Source organism: Sedimenticola selenatireducens, from assembly GCF_007625115.1.
In the GTDB taxonomy this organism is placed as follows: domain Bacteria; phylum Pseudomonadota; class Gammaproteobacteria; order Chromatiales; family Chromatiaceae; genus Sedimenticola; species Sedimenticola selenatireducens_A.
The window spans coordinates 50,178-67,990 of the sequence record NZ_VMNH01000004.1; the positions used below are offsets into that span (position 1 = coordinate 50,178).

16 protein-coding genes are annotated in these 17,813 nt (G+C 48.6%); 10 read left to right on the top strand and 6 right to left on the bottom strand.

Annotated features, from left to right (window positions below; translation table 11 throughout):
* Window positions 1-8 precede the first annotated feature (8 nt).
* Window positions 9-2,648, top strand: coding sequence for a [protein-PII] uridylyltransferase (gene glnD, locus FHP88_RS02385; RefSeq protein ID WP_144357394.1), 2,640 nt, complete (start codon window positions 9-11; stop codon window positions 2,646-2,648).
* A 12-nt stretch (window positions 2,649-2,660) separates the two neighbouring features.
* Here glnD and FHP88_RS02390 read toward each other — a convergent pair whose 3' ends face one another.
* Window positions 2,661-4,067, bottom strand: coding sequence for a mannose-1-phosphate guanylyltransferase/mannose-6-phosphate isomerase (locus FHP88_RS02390; protein WP_144357395.1), 1,407 nt, complete (start codon window positions 4,065-4,067; stop codon window positions 2,661-2,663).
* Window positions 4,068-4,349: 282 nt separating this feature from the next.
* Here FHP88_RS02390 and FHP88_RS02395 point away from each other — a divergent pair, with 282 nt between their 5' ends.
* Window positions 4,350-5,150, top strand: a complete 801-nt coding sequence (locus tag FHP88_RS02395) for an undecaprenyl-diphosphate phosphatase (RefSeq protein WP_144357396.1) — start codon at window positions 4,350-4,352, stop codon at window positions 5,148-5,150.
* Between the two features lie 58 nt (window positions 5,151-5,208).
* On the opposite strand, the gene FHP88_RS02400 is transcribed toward FHP88_RS02395, so the two are convergent.
* The 3 genes from FHP88_RS02400 to FHP88_RS02410 form a co-directional block, all read right to left on the bottom strand.
* Entirely contained in the window at window positions 5,209-6,465 is a 1,257-nt protein-coding gene (locus tag FHP88_RS02400) for a diaminopimelate decarboxylase (RefSeq protein WP_144357397.1), read from the bottom strand.
* Between the two features lie 85 nt (window positions 6,466-6,550).
* Window positions 6,551-7,777, bottom strand: a complete 1,227-nt coding sequence (locus FHP88_RS02405) for an LL-diaminopimelate aminotransferase (protein WP_144357398.1) — start codon at window positions 7,775-7,777, stop codon at window positions 6,551-6,553.
* A 303-nt stretch (window positions 7,778-8,080) separates the two neighbouring features.
* The gene (locus FHP88_RS02410) at window positions 8,081-8,878 is read right to left on the bottom strand and encodes a DUF2189 domain-containing protein (RefSeq protein WP_144357399.1); all 798 of its coding nucleotides are present in this window, start codon (window positions 8,876-8,878) and stop codon (window positions 8,081-8,083) included.
* Window positions 8,879-9,457: 579 nt separating this feature from the next.
* Between FHP88_RS02410 and coxB the strand changes: the two genes are divergently transcribed.
* From coxB to FHP88_RS02430, 5 genes are read left to right on the top strand one after another with little or no spacing between them, the layout of a single operon-like run.
* Window positions 9,458-10,582, top strand: a complete 1,125-nt coding sequence (gene coxB, locus FHP88_RS02415; protein WP_144357400.1) for a cytochrome c oxidase subunit II — start codon at window positions 9,458-9,460, stop codon at window positions 10,580-10,582.
* Between the two features lie 13 nt (window positions 10,583-10,595).
* Complete coding sequence (gene ctaD / locus FHP88_RS02420) at window positions 10,596-12,203, top strand: cytochrome c oxidase subunit I (RefSeq protein ID WP_144357401.1); 1,608 nt, start codon at window positions 10,596-10,598, stop codon at window positions 12,201-12,203.
* Window positions 12,200-12,340, top strand: a complete 141-nt coding sequence (locus tag FHP88_RS19065; protein WP_186297568.1) for a hypothetical protein — start codon at window positions 12,200-12,202, stop codon at window positions 12,338-12,340. The genes ctaD and FHP88_RS19065 overlap by 4 nt, the downstream gene beginning before the upstream one ends.
* Window positions 12,337-12,918, top strand: a complete 582-nt coding sequence (locus tag FHP88_RS02425; protein ID WP_144357402.1) for a cytochrome c oxidase assembly protein — start codon at window positions 12,337-12,339, stop codon at window positions 12,916-12,918. The genes FHP88_RS19065 and FHP88_RS02425 overlap by 4 nt, the downstream gene beginning before the upstream one ends.
* Before the next feature lie 28 nt (window positions 12,919-12,946).
* Window positions 12,947-13,819 carry a cytochrome c oxidase subunit 3 gene (locus FHP88_RS02430; protein WP_144357403.1) on the top strand — a complete coding sequence of 291 codons (873 nt, stop codon included), beginning with the start codon at window positions 12,947-12,949 and terminating at the stop codon, window positions 13,817-13,819.
* Between the two features lie 10 nt (window positions 13,820-13,829).
* Here FHP88_RS02430 and FHP88_RS02435 read toward each other — a convergent pair whose 3' ends face one another.
* A complete protein-coding gene (locus FHP88_RS02435) occupies window positions 13,830-14,045 on the bottom strand; it encodes a twin transmembrane helix small protein (protein ID WP_260843137.1) in 216 nt (71 codons plus the stop codon).
* 79 nt (window positions 14,046-14,124) lie between these two features.
* On the opposite strand from FHP88_RS02435, the gene FHP88_RS02440 reads away from it, so the two are divergent.
* From FHP88_RS02440 to cyoE, 3 genes are read left to right on the top strand one after another with little or no spacing between them, the layout of a single operon-like run.
* Entirely contained in the window at window positions 14,125-14,856 is a 732-nt protein-coding gene (locus tag FHP88_RS02440) for an SURF1 family protein (RefSeq protein ID WP_144357404.1), read from the top strand.
* Entirely contained in the window at window positions 14,853-15,485 is a 633-nt protein-coding gene (locus FHP88_RS02445) for an SCO family protein (RefSeq protein WP_144357405.1), read from the top strand. Before FHP88_RS02440 ends, FHP88_RS02445 begins: the two co-directional genes overlap by 4 nt.
* On the top strand, window positions 15,472-16,392 hold the full coding sequence (gene cyoE / locus FHP88_RS02450) for a heme o synthase (RefSeq protein ID WP_144357406.1): 921 nt from the start codon (window positions 15,472-15,474) through the stop codon (window positions 16,390-16,392). The genes FHP88_RS02445 and cyoE overlap by 14 nt, the downstream gene beginning before the upstream one ends.
* Here the strand turns inward: cyoE and FHP88_RS02455 are convergent.
* Window positions 16,387-17,754, bottom strand: coding sequence for a cbb3-type cytochrome c oxidase subunit I (locus FHP88_RS02455; RefSeq protein ID WP_260843138.1), 1,368 nt, complete (start codon window positions 17,752-17,754; stop codon window positions 16,387-16,389). The genes cyoE and FHP88_RS02455 overlap by 6 nt on opposite strands.
* Window positions 17,755-17,813 lie beyond the last annotated feature (59 nt).

Sequence of the window (17,813 nt, forward strand, 5' to 3'; positions counted from 1 at the left end):
AATCCCATATGGTTTCAACAATCCTGCTCGAACCTGAAAAACTAAATACTTCTCTAAAAAACAGCGAAAATCCTCTAAAAGTTTTTCGTGATGCATTAAAAGAGGCCAATCTGGCGCTGAAAACACGCTTTGAGAAGGGTGATCCTATCACTGCGCTGGTGCCGCTCCGTGCCCAGATGATCGACAACCTGCTGAAACAGGCCTGGATGCATAAGATGCCCGAGGATGCGGCAGCAGCCTTGATTGCCGTCGGTGGATATGGTCGGATGGAGCTTCATCCCGGTTCTGATATTGACTTGATGATCCTACTGGATGACACAGACCCAGAGCGCCACTCTGATTCTTTAGCTGAACTGTTGACATTCTTTTGGGATATTGGATTAGAGGTTGGGCACAGTGTTCGCACCATCGCTGAGTGCATCACTGAAGCCGAGCGGGATATTACAGTCGCCACCAACATCATGGAGTCTAGGCTTCTCATCGGTCAGGCATCCCTTTTTACTCAAATGCAGGCCGCCACAGGACCAGAAAAGATTTGGCCAAGCGACCGCTTCTTCACCGCCAAGTGGGAAGAGCAGACACAACGCTACCTACGCTACGAGGAGGCCATCTCCAATCTCGAACCCAATATAAAAGAGAGTCCTGGTGGTTTACGAGACATCCAAATGGTTGGATGGGTAGTCAAACGTCACTACGGCGCCAAGACTATGCATGACCTTGTCGTCCATGGTTTTCTAACGGAAGAAGAGTACCTGGATCTAATGGATGGTCAGGATTATCTCTGGCGTATCCGTTTTGCCCTGCACCTCCTTACTGGACGCAGGGAAGACCGTATCCTTTTCGATTATCAACGCACACTGGCGGCCCAGTTTGGGTTTGAAGATGACGATCAGGAGTTAGGAGTGGAAAAATTCATGCAGCAGTACTACCGTACAGCGCTGCGCCTCAGAAGAATGAATGAGATGCTGTTGCAGCTCTTTCAAGAGGTAATCCTACTCAAATGTCATCTGGATGAACCTAAACCGATCAACCGTCGCTTTCAATCCAGAAGCGGTTTTCTGGAGGTTGTGCATAAAGATATATTCACCCAATACCCGCTCGCACTATTAGAGCTTTTCCTGATTATGGAGCAGCATCAGGAACTTAATGGGGTAAGGGCCAGCACCATTCGACTGATTCGTAGTCACCGACATCTTATCGACGACAATTTCCGTCAGGACATTCGGGCCAGAAGCCTGTTTATGGAGATACTGCGTCAGCCCGTTGGCATTACCCACGAATTGAGGCGGATGAACCGGTACGGCATCCTGGCTCGATACATCCCGGCCTTCGCACATATTGTTGGGCGCATGCAGTATGATCTGTTTCATGTATTTACCGTCGACAAACATACGCTGTTTGTCGTGCGAAATCTGCGCAGATTAACCGTGCCTGAGCACCGAGGTGAATTTCCGCTGTGCAGCGACATCATGGAAAAGCTCCCCAAGCCTGAACTCCTCTATATTGCAGCCATCTTTCACGATATAGCCAAAGGCAGAGGCGGTGATCACTCTGAACTGGGCGCCAAAGAAGCCTGGGACTTTTGCAAACTGCATGGCCTAAGCGACTATGACAGTCGATTGGTATCCTGGTTGGTAGAAAAGCACCTACTGATGTCCATTACCGCCCAAAGAAAAGACACCAGCGATCCAGATGTCATCAATGACTTTGCCCAATCAGTCAAAAACCCGGTCCACCTTGATTACCTTTACCTACTCACTATGGCCGATATCCGGGCGACCGATCCAAAAAAATGGAACAGCTGGAAAAACTCGCTCCTGCGGGAACTCTATATAACCACCAAACAAGCGCTGTTGCGTGGATTACAAAACCCTCAAGAGAGAGAAGAGATTGTTCAAAACAAACAAGCTGGCGCACTCCATCTCCTCAGGGCTGAAGGCAATGATCCTGACAGTGCACTCGCACACTGGGCCACGCTCAGTCTTGACTATTTTCTCTACCACACCTGGGAAGAGATCGCTTGGCAGACCCGCATGGTACTCGCCAGCACACCGGATCAACTACCCCTGGTGCAATTACGCAAATCAAGCACCCGTGGCGGCACAGAAATATTCCTCTATGGGCCTGATCGAGATGATCTGTTTGCCATCACTACCAGCCAACTGGATCAGTTGGGATTAAACATTGTGAGCGCTCGTATTGAAACGGCTAACACAGGCCTGACCCTCAATAGTTTTCTCGTACTGGAGCAGGATGGTGGCCCCGTTGAAGAGGCAGGGAGACGGGAAGAAATTTGTGACCTGTTGAGAGAAGCGCTGCTTAACCCTGAATCAACCAACCTCGTCGTATCACGCAGAGTACCGAGAAGACTAAAACACTTCTCGACACCTACGCGCATCGATTTTGTACAAGATTACGGCAATCAACGAACCATCATGAAGCTGATGACAGATGACCGACCAGGCCTACTCTCTGAAGTCGGACACGCCTTCGCCAAGTGCAAAATCAAGTTGATTAATGCAAAAATTGCGACAATTGGTGCCGAAGCAGAGGACACCTTCTTTATCACTGACCGGAATAATAAACCTCTGGGCAGTCGAGAACAGTTTGAAAGTCTGGAAAAAGAGATACAGGAACGGCTCAGCTAGGGGTAATAACTCTTAATCGGTCCGACCATAACGATCCTCAAAGCGGACAATATCATCTTCACCAAGGTAGCTACCCGTCTGTACCTCTACCATCTCAAGCGGAATCACACCAGGATTCTCCAGACTATGTGTGGTACCGATGGGTATGTAGGTCGATTGATTCTCAGAAAGCATCAACAGCTCTTCACCACGCGTAACACTGGCAGTACCTTTAACCACAATCCAATGTTCAGCACGATGGTGGTGCATTTGCAGCGAGAGCTTTGCACCCGGGTTCACCACAATCCGTTTCGCCTGATGCCGCTCACCCAGATCAATCGAATCATAATAACCCCAAGGCCGATACACTTTCCGATGTGTTTCATATTCACATCGCCCAGCCGCCTTGAGTAGATCGACAATCTGTTTTACCTCTTGCACACGGGAACGCGGGGAAACCATTACGGCATCATCTGTTTCGACCACAACCATATCCGAGAGCCCGACTACCGCAACCAATTTATTCTCGGAATGCAGGTATGAATTACCCGTATCCACTGCGAGCACATCTCCCTTTATGGCGTTTCCATTGACATCTTTTCCCGCCACATCCCAAAGCGCTGACCAAGAACCCACATCATTCCAACCAGCATCAAGCGGCACTACGACAGCCCGGTCGGTCTTCTCCATCACGGCATAATCAATTGAATCTGCAGGGCATGCTGCAAAAGCCTCCTTCCCTAGCCGGGTAAAATCAGGTGAAACAAGAGCATTCTGATGTGCCTTTTGACAGGCGGCCAAAATGGCAGGATTGTGTCGCCCCAACTCTTCGAGATAACGTGATGCCCTGAAGACAAACATCCCGCTGTTCCAGTAATATTCCCCTGAATCAATATAAGCGGTCGCGGTACTCAGATCAGGCTTCTCCACAAACGCCGTCACGCTATAGGATTCCCCAGCAGCATCTGCATCACCCCGCTGAATATAGCCATATCCGGTTTCTGGACCCGTAGGGACGATACCGAATGTCACCAATGCCCCAGAATCAGCAAGCTGCACCGCTTTTAAGATAGACGACTGAAAACTGGCGACATCTGAGATCACATGATCCGCCGCCAGCACCAAGAGTAAAGCATCAGGAGAGTGTGCAGATAAGGCCGCCATAGCAACTGCCGGTGCTGTATTGCGACCTACAGGTTCTAACAATATAGATTGAGGTATAACACCCAGCTCACGAAGCTGTTCAGCCACCATAAAGCGGTGATCTTCGTTACACACCACAATCGGATTATCAATATCGCCAAGCCCATCAAGACGTAACAATGTCTCCTGGAGCATGGTATTTTCAGTCACCAAGGGAAGAAACTGTTTAGGATAATGACTGCGTGACAAAGGCCACAACCTTGTGCCTGAACCACCCGATAAAATGACTGGTATCATTATTTCTCCATTATCTTCGTGTATACCTAAAACCCATACTCAGGACGCGATGCCACTTTCTACAACATATTCACAGCCTCGCCTTGTAGCTCATCTAAAAGACTACACTAAAACATCACAAAGTCACATGAATTCCCTCAGCCAAACCTGTATGATTGCCCAAAATATGACATCCAACTATCCCGAAATAATTTTGAAGCATGCCAGCTTATTAATAAAGGGAATATCTGTATTGGACATCAATCAAAACATTAGCTTTTTTAGTTAGAGCCTCGCAAAATTATGGATAGCCTGCAGATTCTAATCCTATCAATCGTCCAGGGATTGACAGAATTTCTCCCCATTTCCAGTTCAGCACATCTCATCCTCACCCCAATGCTATTTGGTTATACAGACCAGGGATTGGCATTTGACGTAGCGGTTCATTTAGGCTCATTGCTCGCAGTCACCACCTATTTTAGGCATGAATTAATCCTAATGGCGGGTGATTTTTTTCGCTCATTAAAACGCGGCGCACCTCAAACCGAAAACTCCCGCATGGTCTGGATGATTATACTGGCTACATTACCGATCATTGTGGCTGGGGAACTCTTTATCTCACTGGTTCAGCACGACTTGCGATCCACCGGCGTGATAGCGGCGACAACCATACTCTTTGGTTTGCTGCTTTTCTGGTATGACAGACAGGGTAGCCAATCCCGAGATGAATACTCCATCAGCTGGCGTGACGCCTTGACTATCGGGTTGTTTCAGGTGCTGGCGCTGATCCCGGGGACATCGCGATCTGGCATCACCATGACAGCTGGGATGATGCTTGGGCTCACAAGGGAGGCCACCTCCCGCTTTTCATTCCTGCTCTCCATTCCCACCATATTGATGTCTGGTTCAATGGTAACCCTTGATTTAGTCACCCATGCGGCACCTGTCAACTGGCTGGCAATGGGATCGGGCGCCCTGCTCTCCTTTGCTTCAGCCTATATCTGTATCCACTACTTCCTACAGCTGATCAACAAGATCAGCATGCTGCCCTTTGTAATCTATCGATTACTCTTGGGCAGTTTATTGGTCTGGCTTGCAATCTAGAAGCAATTTGTACTTTAGGAATTACCGAACGGACCGCTAATAACCGGCCCATATCGGGTCAGCCTGGAGTATACACATCTGCCTCGAAATTGAGCGTGGCAAACAGGTCGTCCAGGGTCTCCTCGCGACGAATCATCTCTACCGTTCCATCACTCCGAAGCAACAGCTCCTTGGGCCGGGCCTTGCCATTGTAATTGAACCCCATAGCGTGACCATGAGCGCCGGTATCATGAATACAGAGTATGTCGCCATCCGCTACCTTAGGTAATGAACGCTGAATCGCAAATTTGTCATTGTTTTCACAAAGCGAACCCGCCACATCCACGACTTCCGCTTCACCCGACTTGCCCAAGACGGTGATGTGATGATAAGCCCCATACATGCCTGGACGCATTAAGGCAGACATACAGGCATCGACACCCACATAGGTACGGTAGATCTCCTTTCGATTAATCGCTTGTGTCACCAATACACCATGTGGTCCCGTCATATAACGTCCACTCTCCACATACATGCTCGGCGCATAGCCATGCTGCTGCCTGAATGCATCAAACAGTTCGGTGATCTCGTTGGCCATCGACGTAATATCCAGAGGCCGCTCTTCTGGACGGTAGGGAATGCCTAAACCTCCGCCGATATTGATAAACTCGAACTGTATACCCAGTTCACCCGATATCCACACCACGGTTTCCAACAACATCTTGGCTGTCTCAACCATATAGCGGTAATTCAGCTCATTCGAAGCCAGCATGGTATGCAGGCCAAACCGCTTGGCTCCACGTGCCTGTGCCTTTCGATAGGCCTCCAAGAGTTGATCATGGGACACGCCATACTTTGCCTCTACCGGAGTTCCAATGATGCTGTTTCCGGTTCGCCGTTCACCTGGATTGTAACGAAAACAGATCAACTCCGGCATTTCTGGAACCTTGTCCACCAGAGAGATATCATCCAGATTGAGGACACATCCACCTTCAGCCGCCGCCGCAGAGAAATCGGTCTGACTCGTGTTATTGGAGGTGAACATGATCTCATCACCACGCGCACCGGTTTCCCGGCTCAACTGCAGCTCAGCAACAGAACTGCAATCAAAGCCAAAATCCATTGATTTCATGATCTCGAGAATCTTCGGATTTGGAAGTGCCTTAACCGCGTAATACTCCTTGAACCCGGCAACACCAGAAAACGCCTGCTTTAGACCTTCACCTGTTTCTCGAATACCCTTCTCATCATAGATATGAAACGGCGTACCGTAATGCGCTACGATCTGCTTAAGTATGGGGTTGAGACGTTGTTCAAAATCACTCGATATGGGCATGTTCTTTTCCAGTAACAATCTAGTTTTGCCGCAATCTCACAAGATCATGAGGCCGTGGCGCACATTGGTTCGGTTAAGGTTTTTTTCAGAGCACGTTACTGATTCGCTCCATCGCTTCTTGCACATTCTCAAAGCTATTGAATGCGCTGATGCGGATGTATCCTTCACCACACTTCCCAAAACCGGCACCCGGCGTGCAGACAACCGCCGCGCTATTCAACAGGTGATCGAAGAATTCCCAGGAGTCGCGCTTGCTGTCGATCCAGATGTAGGGTGAGTTTTCACCACCGATACATTCATATCCCAGCGCTTCCATCTTTTCACGGATATATTTTGCATTATTGAGGTAGTAAGCGATTAGCTCTTTGATCTGCGCTTGCCCCTCATCGCTGTACACCGCCTCGGCTGCACGCTGCACCGGATAGGAGACACTGTTGAATTTAGTGGTATGCCGACGATTCCAGAGCGTATGCACAGACACCGCCTCGCCCGCTTCGGTATAGGCCATGCACTCCTTGGGGACTACCGTATAAGCACAACGTGTACCGGTAAATCCTGCGGTCTTGGAGAAACTACGGAATTCAACCGCTACTTCACGCGCGCCTTCAATTTCATAGATAGAGCGAGGCAGGTTCTCGTCCTGAACAAAGGCCTCATAGGCCGCATCAAACAGAATCAGTGCCTTGTTTGCCTTTGCGTAATCAACCCAAGCCTTCAACTGCTCTTTCGTTGCCGTTGAGCCAGCAGGGTTATTCGGGAAACAGAGATAGATCAGATCAACCGGCTGATCAGGTAGGTTGGGAATAAATCCATTTTCTCGATTACCATCCAAATAAACAAACCCATCATAGCGACCCCGCTCGGCATTCCACTTGCCGGTGCGACCAGCCATCACATTAGTGTCTACATAAACCGGATAGACGGGATCAGGAATCGCCACCGTGATATCGGTCGAAAAAATCTCCTGGAAATTTCCACTGTCACATTTTGCACCGTCGCTTACGAACACCTCATCCGCTTCGACATGCGCGCCTCTGGCTTGAAAATCATGCTTGGCAATCGCCTCACGCAAGAAATCATAACCTTGCTCAGGACCATATCCCCGGAAGGTACTGTCACTGGCCATTTCATCGACCGCAGCATGGAAAGCCTTAACACAGGCCTCTGGCAGCGCACGGGTAACATCGCCAATGCCCAGTTTGATCAGCTTTTTATCTGTATTAGATTGCTGAAAGGCATTCACGCGCTTGGCAATGTTCGAGAAGAGGTATGAAGCCTGTAGCTTCTGGTAGTTTTCATTAATCTTGATCATTCTTGACACCTCAGAGTGCTGCGCATAACGCTTTAGGAATTCATTTCGTAATCAGAGGGTAAAACCTCAACGTCAGGAGAGCACTATTCATCCCTCACAAACCGAGTAGCCCAATTACAGAGATAGAAAGCCGCGTAGTATAGGATATACCGGGCTGCCAGACCATATTCAGGTGTACTAAGACTTGCACATATCGATGCGCAGAAGGCTGAGAGTCCGTGCAAACAATCTCAGAAAATTAACAATGCAGATAAATCCTGAAGTACATAAAATCAGAGAATCGCAGATTAGGTACCCCAAACATTATAGCGACTCAGTTTTCACCAAATCTTTGTAGGCATGCCAACTGGCATGCCCCACCAAGGGCATGAAAATGATCAACCCTAAAAAGAAGGTGAACATTCCAATCCCAACGAACATCACGATAAGTGCAGCCCACAACAAAAGAGGTTTCGGATTATTCAAGACACAGCGTGTACTAATGGCTATTGCACTCATCGTATCGAGGTTACGATCGATGATCATGGGCACAGATACCACGCTGATGCTAAAAACAGCCAGCGCAACAACACTGCCCACCAATATTCCAGCCCCCATGAATGCGGGGCTATCACCTGAGAAAAAAAGGACATTCAGTGCATTCTCAAAATCAGGCGTGATGCCAAAAAAGAAGAGGGCAAAAACCACATTGGAAAGTAGCATCCAGATAAGAAAGCCCATCATTAAAACCAAACCCATCACCAACAAATTGAAGGGTGTGCGTCGCCAAACAAAAAAGGTTTGCAGAAATTGAGGCGTTTCTCGATTACCCAGTAAGCGACTGGTTTCATAGAGCCCCATAGCTAACAAAGGTGATATAAGAAAAAAACCGGCCATCAGAGCGGGAATAAAAAAGAACATGCCCATTGCAAGCAATAACCCCGACAAAAGAAAGCTGCTGATTACAAATAACAGACCATACGTGAGACTGATCGTGGATGCCTTCTTGATATCTTGCCAACCCGCAGCAATCCATCGCCAAGGGTGATCCAGCGTAATCTGGTTAATTAATGGACTTGAGTCGGGCAATCCCTCTACTGTGCCTATACTGTTATTCATCATGATATCTACATCCTGCTGAGAAACCTGTTGTTAGGCTATGTGACTCGACACTTTATATAAGCAGCTTCAAAGTAATGTTCAAGCCCAAGAAATTCATGGTAATAGCCCTAAGCGGTCTTGAAGTTTTACGCTAACACATGGACATCTGTATGCGCTGCTCTGATATTGCCTTTTACAGATATTGGTCCATACTGACTTTAAATACTGACTCTCGGAGATAAGGCTACCCAACAGACACAGGCAGTCTGTGCAAGCCATTAGGTAGTGATGGTCTGGCGATCTTTCCCTGAAACTTGTGGGGTTGCTAATAAACTGTCCAGACAGGATACTTGATACAGTTAATTAAAATAATATCAGGCAGTCGTTATGACCTGATAGATTGGTTTATAGAAACCATCCTTAACGTTAATAATGTATTTAATCTCAAGATATTTTTTACATACTCAAAACGTTGAGGCATTTCTCTTATCCAAAAAACACAGGTTTAACAATTTAATACATGTAAATCGATAATCAGGATATGCAGTTCAATATCTGACCCAGAATCATTCATGAAGTGGCAACAGGGGAAGAGAACGTATGTGCAGGAGATTGACCACTATTAGCAGACGCTTTCTGCTAGTCGCAGCAATAGTAAGCTTCCAAACCGCACATGCGGAGTATGGCATAAACTTTCCACCCCCGGCTGCGGATGTCGCACAAGAGATCTATGACATCCATATGCTGACTATGCAGATAGCCACATTTCTTCTCCTGATTGTCTTCTCGTTTGTAATATATTCGCTCTACTTCCACCGCAAAAGCCGTGGTTATCCAGCAGATCAAAACTTCCACAACACATGGTTTGGCAACTGGTCCTGGGTGATGGTACCTGCCCTGGTTTTGGGTATTGATCTAACCATCGCCAGTAACGCAGACACCGTGCTCAAGAAAGTATGGGAAGTCCCTAAAGGCGAAAAGTTGATGGATGTAAAAGTCACCGGACATCAGTGGTGGTGGGAATTTGACTATCTGGATTACGGCATAAAAGTTGAAAGCCGTTATATTCCAGAGGAAAAATCCGGCGATCTTTATCTCCGTGAGGTTGATAATCGATTGGTGTTGCCTACCGGTACAAAAATTCGTTTTCTGCATACTTCTGCTGATGTATTACACGCCTTCTGGGTACCAGAGCTGGCCTTTAAGAAAGACGCCATACCCGGCTACGTCACTGAAACCTGGTCGGAGCTTAATCGCGAAGGCGTATTCCGCGGCCAATGTGCAGAATTGTGTGGCACCTGGCATTCCCGAATGCCGCTAGTGGTTGAGTCAGTACCTCCTGAAAAATTTGACGCCTGGGTGAAGCAACAACAAGCCATCAAAGTCGCTGCCGCCGAAGAAGCAAGCTCATCAAAAGCATGGAGCAAGAATGAGTTGATAACCAAAGGCAAAGAACTCTACGAAACCAAATGTGGTGCTTGCCATCAGGCTTCAGGCATGGGACTGCCACCTGCCTTCCCGGCCTTGAACGGCTCTGCCATTGTCAACGGTCCTGTCGCAGATCACCTGAAGATTGTCATCAATGGCAAATCAGGCACAGCAATGCAGGCCTGGGGCAGTTTGAATGACCTGGAAATAGCGGCCATTGTGACCTATGAGCGTAATGCCTGGGATAACAAGAGCGGCGATGTCGTACAACCCACAGACGTCAAGCAGGCACGCTAAGGAGCATCAGAATATGAGCTACACAACCGCAATCAATGATGACGCTCACCACCATCACAATCCAACGGGTTGGCGCCGTTGGCTATTCAGCACCAACCACAAAGACATCGGCACACTCTATCTTCTGTTCGCCCTGAGTATGCTGTTTATGGGTGGAGCCAGCGCCATGCTGATCCGCGCTGAGTTGTTCCAGCCGGGCATTCAATTACTGGACCCCGATTTATACAACAATCTCGTGACGAATCACGCCCTGCTGATGATCTTTGGGGCGGTAATGCCTGCCGCGGCAGGACTCGCCAACTGGATGATTCCCTTAATGATCGGTGCGCCAGATATGGCCCTTCCGCGCATGAATAATCTCAGCTTCTGGATTCTACCTGCTGCCGGGACCATGCTGATCCTCTCTTTTGTGGTGCCCTTTTTCCCAGGTGGTGGCAGCCAGATTAATACCGGATGGACGCTGTATCCGCCACTATCTGTCCAGGTTGGCATGTCAATGGACTTCCTCATTTTCGCCATCCATCTGCTGGGTATCTCCTCCGTACTGGCATCAATCAATATCATCGTTACCCTGCTGAATATGCGCGCGCCCGGCATGACCCTGATGAAAATGCCCATGTTCTGCTGGACATGGCTCGTCACCGCATTCTTGCTGATTCTTGTGGTACCCGTACTGGCAGGTGGTGTCACCATGCTACTCTTTGATCGCCATTTTGGAACCAGCTTCTTTGATGCAGCAGGTGGTGGCGATCCCGTGCTGTTTCAGCACCTGTTCTGGTTTTTTGGACATCCAGAAGTGTATGTCCTGCTGCTACCATCCATTGGCGTGCTCTCCCATGTTATCCCAACCTTCTCACGGAAACCGCTGTTTGGTTATAAATCGATGGTTGGCGCTATGATTGCTGTCGCAACGATTGGCATGGTGGTTTGGGCTCACCATCAATACACCATTGGTATGTCGCTTGGCGCTGTCAGTTATTTCATGATTGGCACGATTATCATCTCGATTCCTGTCGGCCTGATGATCTTTAACTTTATCGCCACCATGTGGCGTGGTGCCATGACATTTGAGACACCCATGTTATTCGCTGTAGCCATCATCATGATGTTCACCTTCGGCGGACTCAGTGGTGTCATGCTGGCGGTGGTTCCTGCTGACATGCAGTATCACGACAGTATGTTCGTTGTTGCCCACTTCCACTATGTCCTTATGCCAGGCGCAGTATTTGGATTGTTTGCCGGTGTTTTTTACTGGTTACCCAAATGGACCGGGCATATGTATGACGAAAAACTCGCCAAGATTTTTTTCTGGGTTAACGTAATAGGTTTCAACCTGACATTCTTCCCGCAACACTTCCTAGGCCTGGCGGGCATGCCACGGCGAATCATTGATTACAATGTAATGTTCACTGAGTTCAATGTAGTCTCAAGTATTGGCGCTATGATATTCGGATTCAGCCATCTATTACTGCTCTACATTGTCATTAAGACCATTCGCGGAGGAGAGAAGGCAACCGCACAAGTTTGGGAAGGCGCAAAAGGACTGGAGTGGGAAGTACCCTCACCACCCCCCTTCCACACCTGGGAGACACCCCCTTCTATCAAACAGGAGCAACAGTGAATTCACCACAGGACGATCTCAGACGAAAGAATGTTCGATTAGCCCTGATATTGGCTGGCTTTGCGCTGATCGTGCTGATCACTGCATTCCCCTTTTGGCAAAACATTTTTAAAGTTTTGGGAAGTGCGGTTAAGTGAGCGATGCTGATCTGACACAAAAAAAACGGCGCACAGTCTGGTGGCTGTCGTTTTTAGTGTTAGGCATGTTTGGCTTTGGGTTTGCCCTTGTACCGCTCTACGATTTGCTCTGCCAAGTAACCGGTATTCAATCCGTCAATATTCGCAGTACAGGGAGTGCAAATGCGCCTTATGCTGCTAACTTAAAAGGCGTCAATGAATCACGTTTTATCACTATTAAGTTTGATGCTTCTGTCCATCCCAATCTACCCTGGGAGTTTGCACCTGTGGTGAGAAACTTAAGAGTCAACCCCGGCAAACAGTATCAAGTCAACTTCTCGGCCCATAATAGAAGCAGCAGTGAAGTCACGGGGCAGGCCATACCCAGCGTTGCACCCTGGCAGGCTACCGGGCATCTGAATAAATTAGAGTGCTTCTGTTTTAATCAACAGACTTTGGCAGGCGGAGAATCGGTAGAGATGCCATTGCGATTCATGATCTCCCCAGATCTTCCCAAGGAGATTAGCTCGTTAACCCTCTCATACAGTCTTATGAAAATGGAAAAGCCCGTAGTAGTGCAGGATAAAGCAAAAGGTTAACTGTATTTAACTAACAGGACAGCGACTTATGTCATCCACAGATCAACACACTACTTACTTTATACCAGACCCTAGCCCTTGGCCGATTATTGGGATGGTATCGCTGTTAGTCACCTTATTTGGTGCCGTATTGGCAATGAATGGTGTCGTCGTCGGAAAGTTCATCGTCTTTGGTGGACTGCTGCTCTTTGCCTATCTGTTATTCGGTTGGTTTCGAGATGTCATTTCCGAAAATCTATCCGACAAATACAACGCACAGGTCGATCGTTCGTTCCGAATGGGCATGTTCTGGTTTATCGCCTCTGAAGTGTTTTTCTTTCTGGCCTTCTTCGGCGCACTCTTTTACATACGCAATATCGCACTCCCCTGGTTAGGCGGTGAAGGCTATCTTGGCGCAACAAAAGAGATTCTCTACAACCAGTTTGAATCAGCATGGCCAAGCCATGGGCCAGGGCAGCTCGGCGGAGAATTTATCCCGATGGGCGCATGGGGAATCCCCGCCATCAATACCTTTTTATTGCTCTCAAGTGGCGCCACAATAACCTGGGCTCACTGGGGACTCAAACAGGACAACCAAAAAACATTGGTACGCGGTCTAATGGCCACCATTGCACTGGGGCTACTCTTTGTTGCATTTCAGGCGTATGAGTACATTCACGCCTATGAGGCACTCAACCTTACACTGCAATCGGGTGTCTACGGCTCAACCTTTTATATGCTGACAGGATTCCACGGCTTTCATGTGACAATGGGAGCCATCATGCTCATGGCCATTCTGGGCAGAAGCATGAAAGGTCATTTCAGCGCCCATAACCATTTTGCCTTTGAGGCTGTTGCCTGGTATTGGCATTTTGTGGATGTTGTCTGGTTAGGCCTGTTTATCTTTGTCTACTGGTTCTAATTTCAGAGAATCAAAGGCCGTGTGGCTGAAGTATGCCCGCGAGGTAACCCAGAATCAGTAAGAAAAAGAGTACGAAAGAGAGCACTATGCGAATGGTAAGCGCCCTGACCACGCGGGTTCTGTCACTCTTTCCATCATCTTTTGACAGGTAATACATACCTTGAAAAAGCGAGAATACAATAAAGATGAGCACCAGTATTACCGGCAGTTTGATAAATATATCCATAGCGTTTTGTATCCTCCGTGTGAATTTAAGTGGAGGCGCGAAACAGCAGTGCGTGCCCATGTACCTACTATAGACCGCTATGGCAATCCCGGCATTCAATTTTCAACCACGGCTTATTCCGTCTCTGCTCATTTTAGGTGTGATGCTGCCCCTCTTTTTGAGTCTGGGGATTTGGCAAATCGATCGCGCCCAGCAAAAACGCACACTGGCCAATACCATGGAGACTCGGCGTAAACTGCCGCCAGAGATGTTACAGCAAAAGAAAATTAGTGCAGACGAACTTGAGTTTCGCACCCTCACTGTCACTGGCCACTTTGTACCGGAAAAACAGATCATAATCAGCAATCGAAAATATCTTGGGAAGCCCGGATTTCACATCATTACACCCTTACAGATTGAAGGAAGTACTCGTCATATCCTGATTAATCGTGGGTGGGTAGCGGGAACAGGATCAAGTTTACCTGCCATTGAAACACCAACACATATCATCACATTGACGGGTGAAATCAACATTCCCTCTGCCCCAGCGATTGAACTGGAATTTGATAAGCACGCCTCGAGCCTGTGGCCATTTCTAACGCTGAATAATTTTGCAAGCTGGTCTAACCTTGAGATCACTCCGTTTATTATGCTGCTCTCAGCAAACTCACCACATGGTTTCGTCCGAAGCTGGGAGAGCGCTCGTCCCGGAGAGGGTATGCACCTTGGCTATGCAACACAGTGGTTTGCTTTTGCACTCCTTGCCTTTCTGCTCTGGTTGAAGCTCTCATTAACACGAACCAACTCCATTGCGTCCGGGGTATCCAGATGACAGAAACCCTGCGTAGAACACCAGCCCCTGTGTCACTCATTCTGCTGATATTAGTATTTGGTCTGCCACCCGCTGCGGGCTGGCTCTTTATCAGCAATCCGCAGTGGTTGCCAGATCGACATAAAAATCGCGGTACATTAATTTCACCCCCCAGACCATTGAATGAGCTGATCTTAAAAGACACCAAGAACAGAAACTTTGACTGGGCGAACCTGAGTGGACACTGGACGCTGGCATCCTACAACAAAGGGGGGTGTGAGTCGGCCTGCCAACAGCAGCTCCATGAAATTCAACAAATCAGGCGTGCTGTAGGCGGCGAGCGCGTTCGAATAGAGCGGATGCTGATACAGAATGCACCCTCCGATCCACAGATCCTTGCACAATTGGCCGACCAAACAAAAGGCATGCACCTGTTGTTTCTGGAATCGGATAACCAGCACACATTCAATAAGCTGTTTTCCGTTGCCGGGGTTCACTCCGACGGCGCTATCTTCTTGATTGACCCCAATGGCATGCTAATGATGGGGTATGGTGCGAAAAACAGTTCAAAAGATATTTTGAAAGATCTCGAAATACTGCTTAAAGCATCCAGTAACTGGACAAAAGGAGTCAATAATGGCCACGGGTGAAATCTCCCTGCAAGACGATAGAACGATTACCTGGCGACGTTATTATGAGATGACCAAACCCAAGGTGGTGTTATTGATTGCCTTTACTGCGTTGGTTGGCATGCTCCTATCCACACCTGGAGCCGTTCCGCTCCAACCGCTTATATTTGGCCTTGTGGGTATATCCCTTGCGGCGGCTAGTGGTGCAGTTATTAACCACATTCTGGACCAACGCATAGATGCCCTGATGGAACGCACACACCGCAGACCTCTGCCCAGTGGACATATGGATAATCCACACGCCGTCAGTTTTGCGTTACTGCTGGCCGTCGCCGCCATGCTCATGTTGGGAACCCAAGTCAACTTGCTAACAGCCGGACTGACGTTTCTGGCACTGATCGGCTACGCATTCATCTATACCCTCTATCTCAAACGAAATACCCCGCAAAACATTGTGTGGGGGGGGCTCGCCGGAGCCGCACCGCCTCTACTCGGATGGTGCGCAATCACCAACAATGTTCCGCTGGAAGCCTTTCTGCTGTTGATGATTATCTTTATCTGGACCCCGCCCCACTTCTGGCCACTCGCCATCCACCGCCAGAAAGAGTATGCCCGCGCCAATATCCCGATGCTGCCTATTACCCATGGCGTGGCCTTTACCAAGCAACAGATCCTACTCTATAGCCTGATGCTGTTAGCGGTATCCTTGATGCCATTCATGATCCACATGAGCGGCTATATCTATCTACTGGGTGCCGTAATCCTTGGCGTAATGTTTATTGGACATGCCTTCAAACTCTGGCGCAGCAGCGACAACAAGCATGCAATGAAGACCTTTGGTTTCTCCATTGTCTATCTGAGCCTGCTATTTACACTGCTATTGGTCGATCACTACCTGGTGATCTATTTCCCTGGGTTGGGATCATGAGGCCTCTGTAGCGGAGTTCTCAGGGCCTTTCATAAACGCCCTGAGCATAATCCAGACAAAGAGTATTCCGCCTATTACTGCCAACAGGCCGCCAATACCCATCACACCCATGGCCAGTTTAGCGCTGAGACTCTCTAGTCCTTGCGCTGCTCCGGCGGTCTTACGCTGAATACCCATAAATCCGGAAACGGCTAAACCACCGACATGCAGGATCTGTCCAACACCATAGATAATCGGTTGTGCCGCAGCTAATCGTCCCGTAACAGCCGCATATCCCAGCTTTGGTAACAGCATATAGGCAAACCCCATAAGCGCCAGTGTTACACCGACTATGGAACCATGATAATGCGCGGGGATGACGGTATTGATGCCAGTGATCATCATGGCAATCAAACCACCCAAACCAAACAACAATAACGACATCCACAGCGCCATGCGCAAAGGTCGGGCCTCTTCCATGAGATCGTGACGATTTTGAAACAGGCTATAGATCACCAGTAATCCAACAGGAATAGCGGGGAAACCACCCCCATATTGCATCAACTGGGTAAAAGCAATGCGCATCTCAGCAGAGACAGGATCATAACGCGCATAGATAACCACAACCCAGAGCAGAGGCAGCAGTCCCAGCAACACCAATCCATTAATAATGATCGGCCTAACAGGAAGTCGAGCTCCACTGGCTGCCAACAGCAGTAACCAGGCCAGCAACAGCAATTGGGTATAGGCGAACTGCAATACGTGCCCGGCACCCCAGAAAAGATATTCGTAGTAGGCTGCCCCATCCAACTCTGTGGGCATACTGATCCAGGTGTAGATCAGGACAATTATGGCTGTGGCGCAGGCAACCGCTACGGTAAAAGCAGCAATTCTGACCAAACCATTAGGCTCGTTAAATAGTTTTCGTTGCCGAACCTGACTCAGCAACAGTACAAGCCGAAGTGCAACACCTATACCCACCAGCCCCAACGCGCCAAAGAAAAGCGGACGCTGCAATACCGGCACATAGTTATTCATCAGTGGAGCACCGCTCCCATAGAATGCCGCCAGTGCAATACCTACCGTTCCAGCCAGCATCAACAGATAAGCGGCAAACGCAAGACCCGTTCGTTGTCCCCCATCATAGGCCAGCGACCAGACCACTCCCGCCATAGCCAAAAACCAGATCAAAACAGATTGATCCACATGAACAACCAATGCAGTGCGGAAAAAATCGATCCAGGGAAAAAACTGCTCCATACCGGGCGAACGGGAGAGTACCAACAAGATCGCAAACAGACCGGCAATAGCTAAGGCAAGCACGCCAAGTTGCAGCCAGCGCCTTGTCTCGCGCTGCTGAGTAACACTCAATGGTCCAAGCACTTGTATCCCATCCCTTTCACCTATATAAACATATAACCTATCACAACATTAGGCCCTTC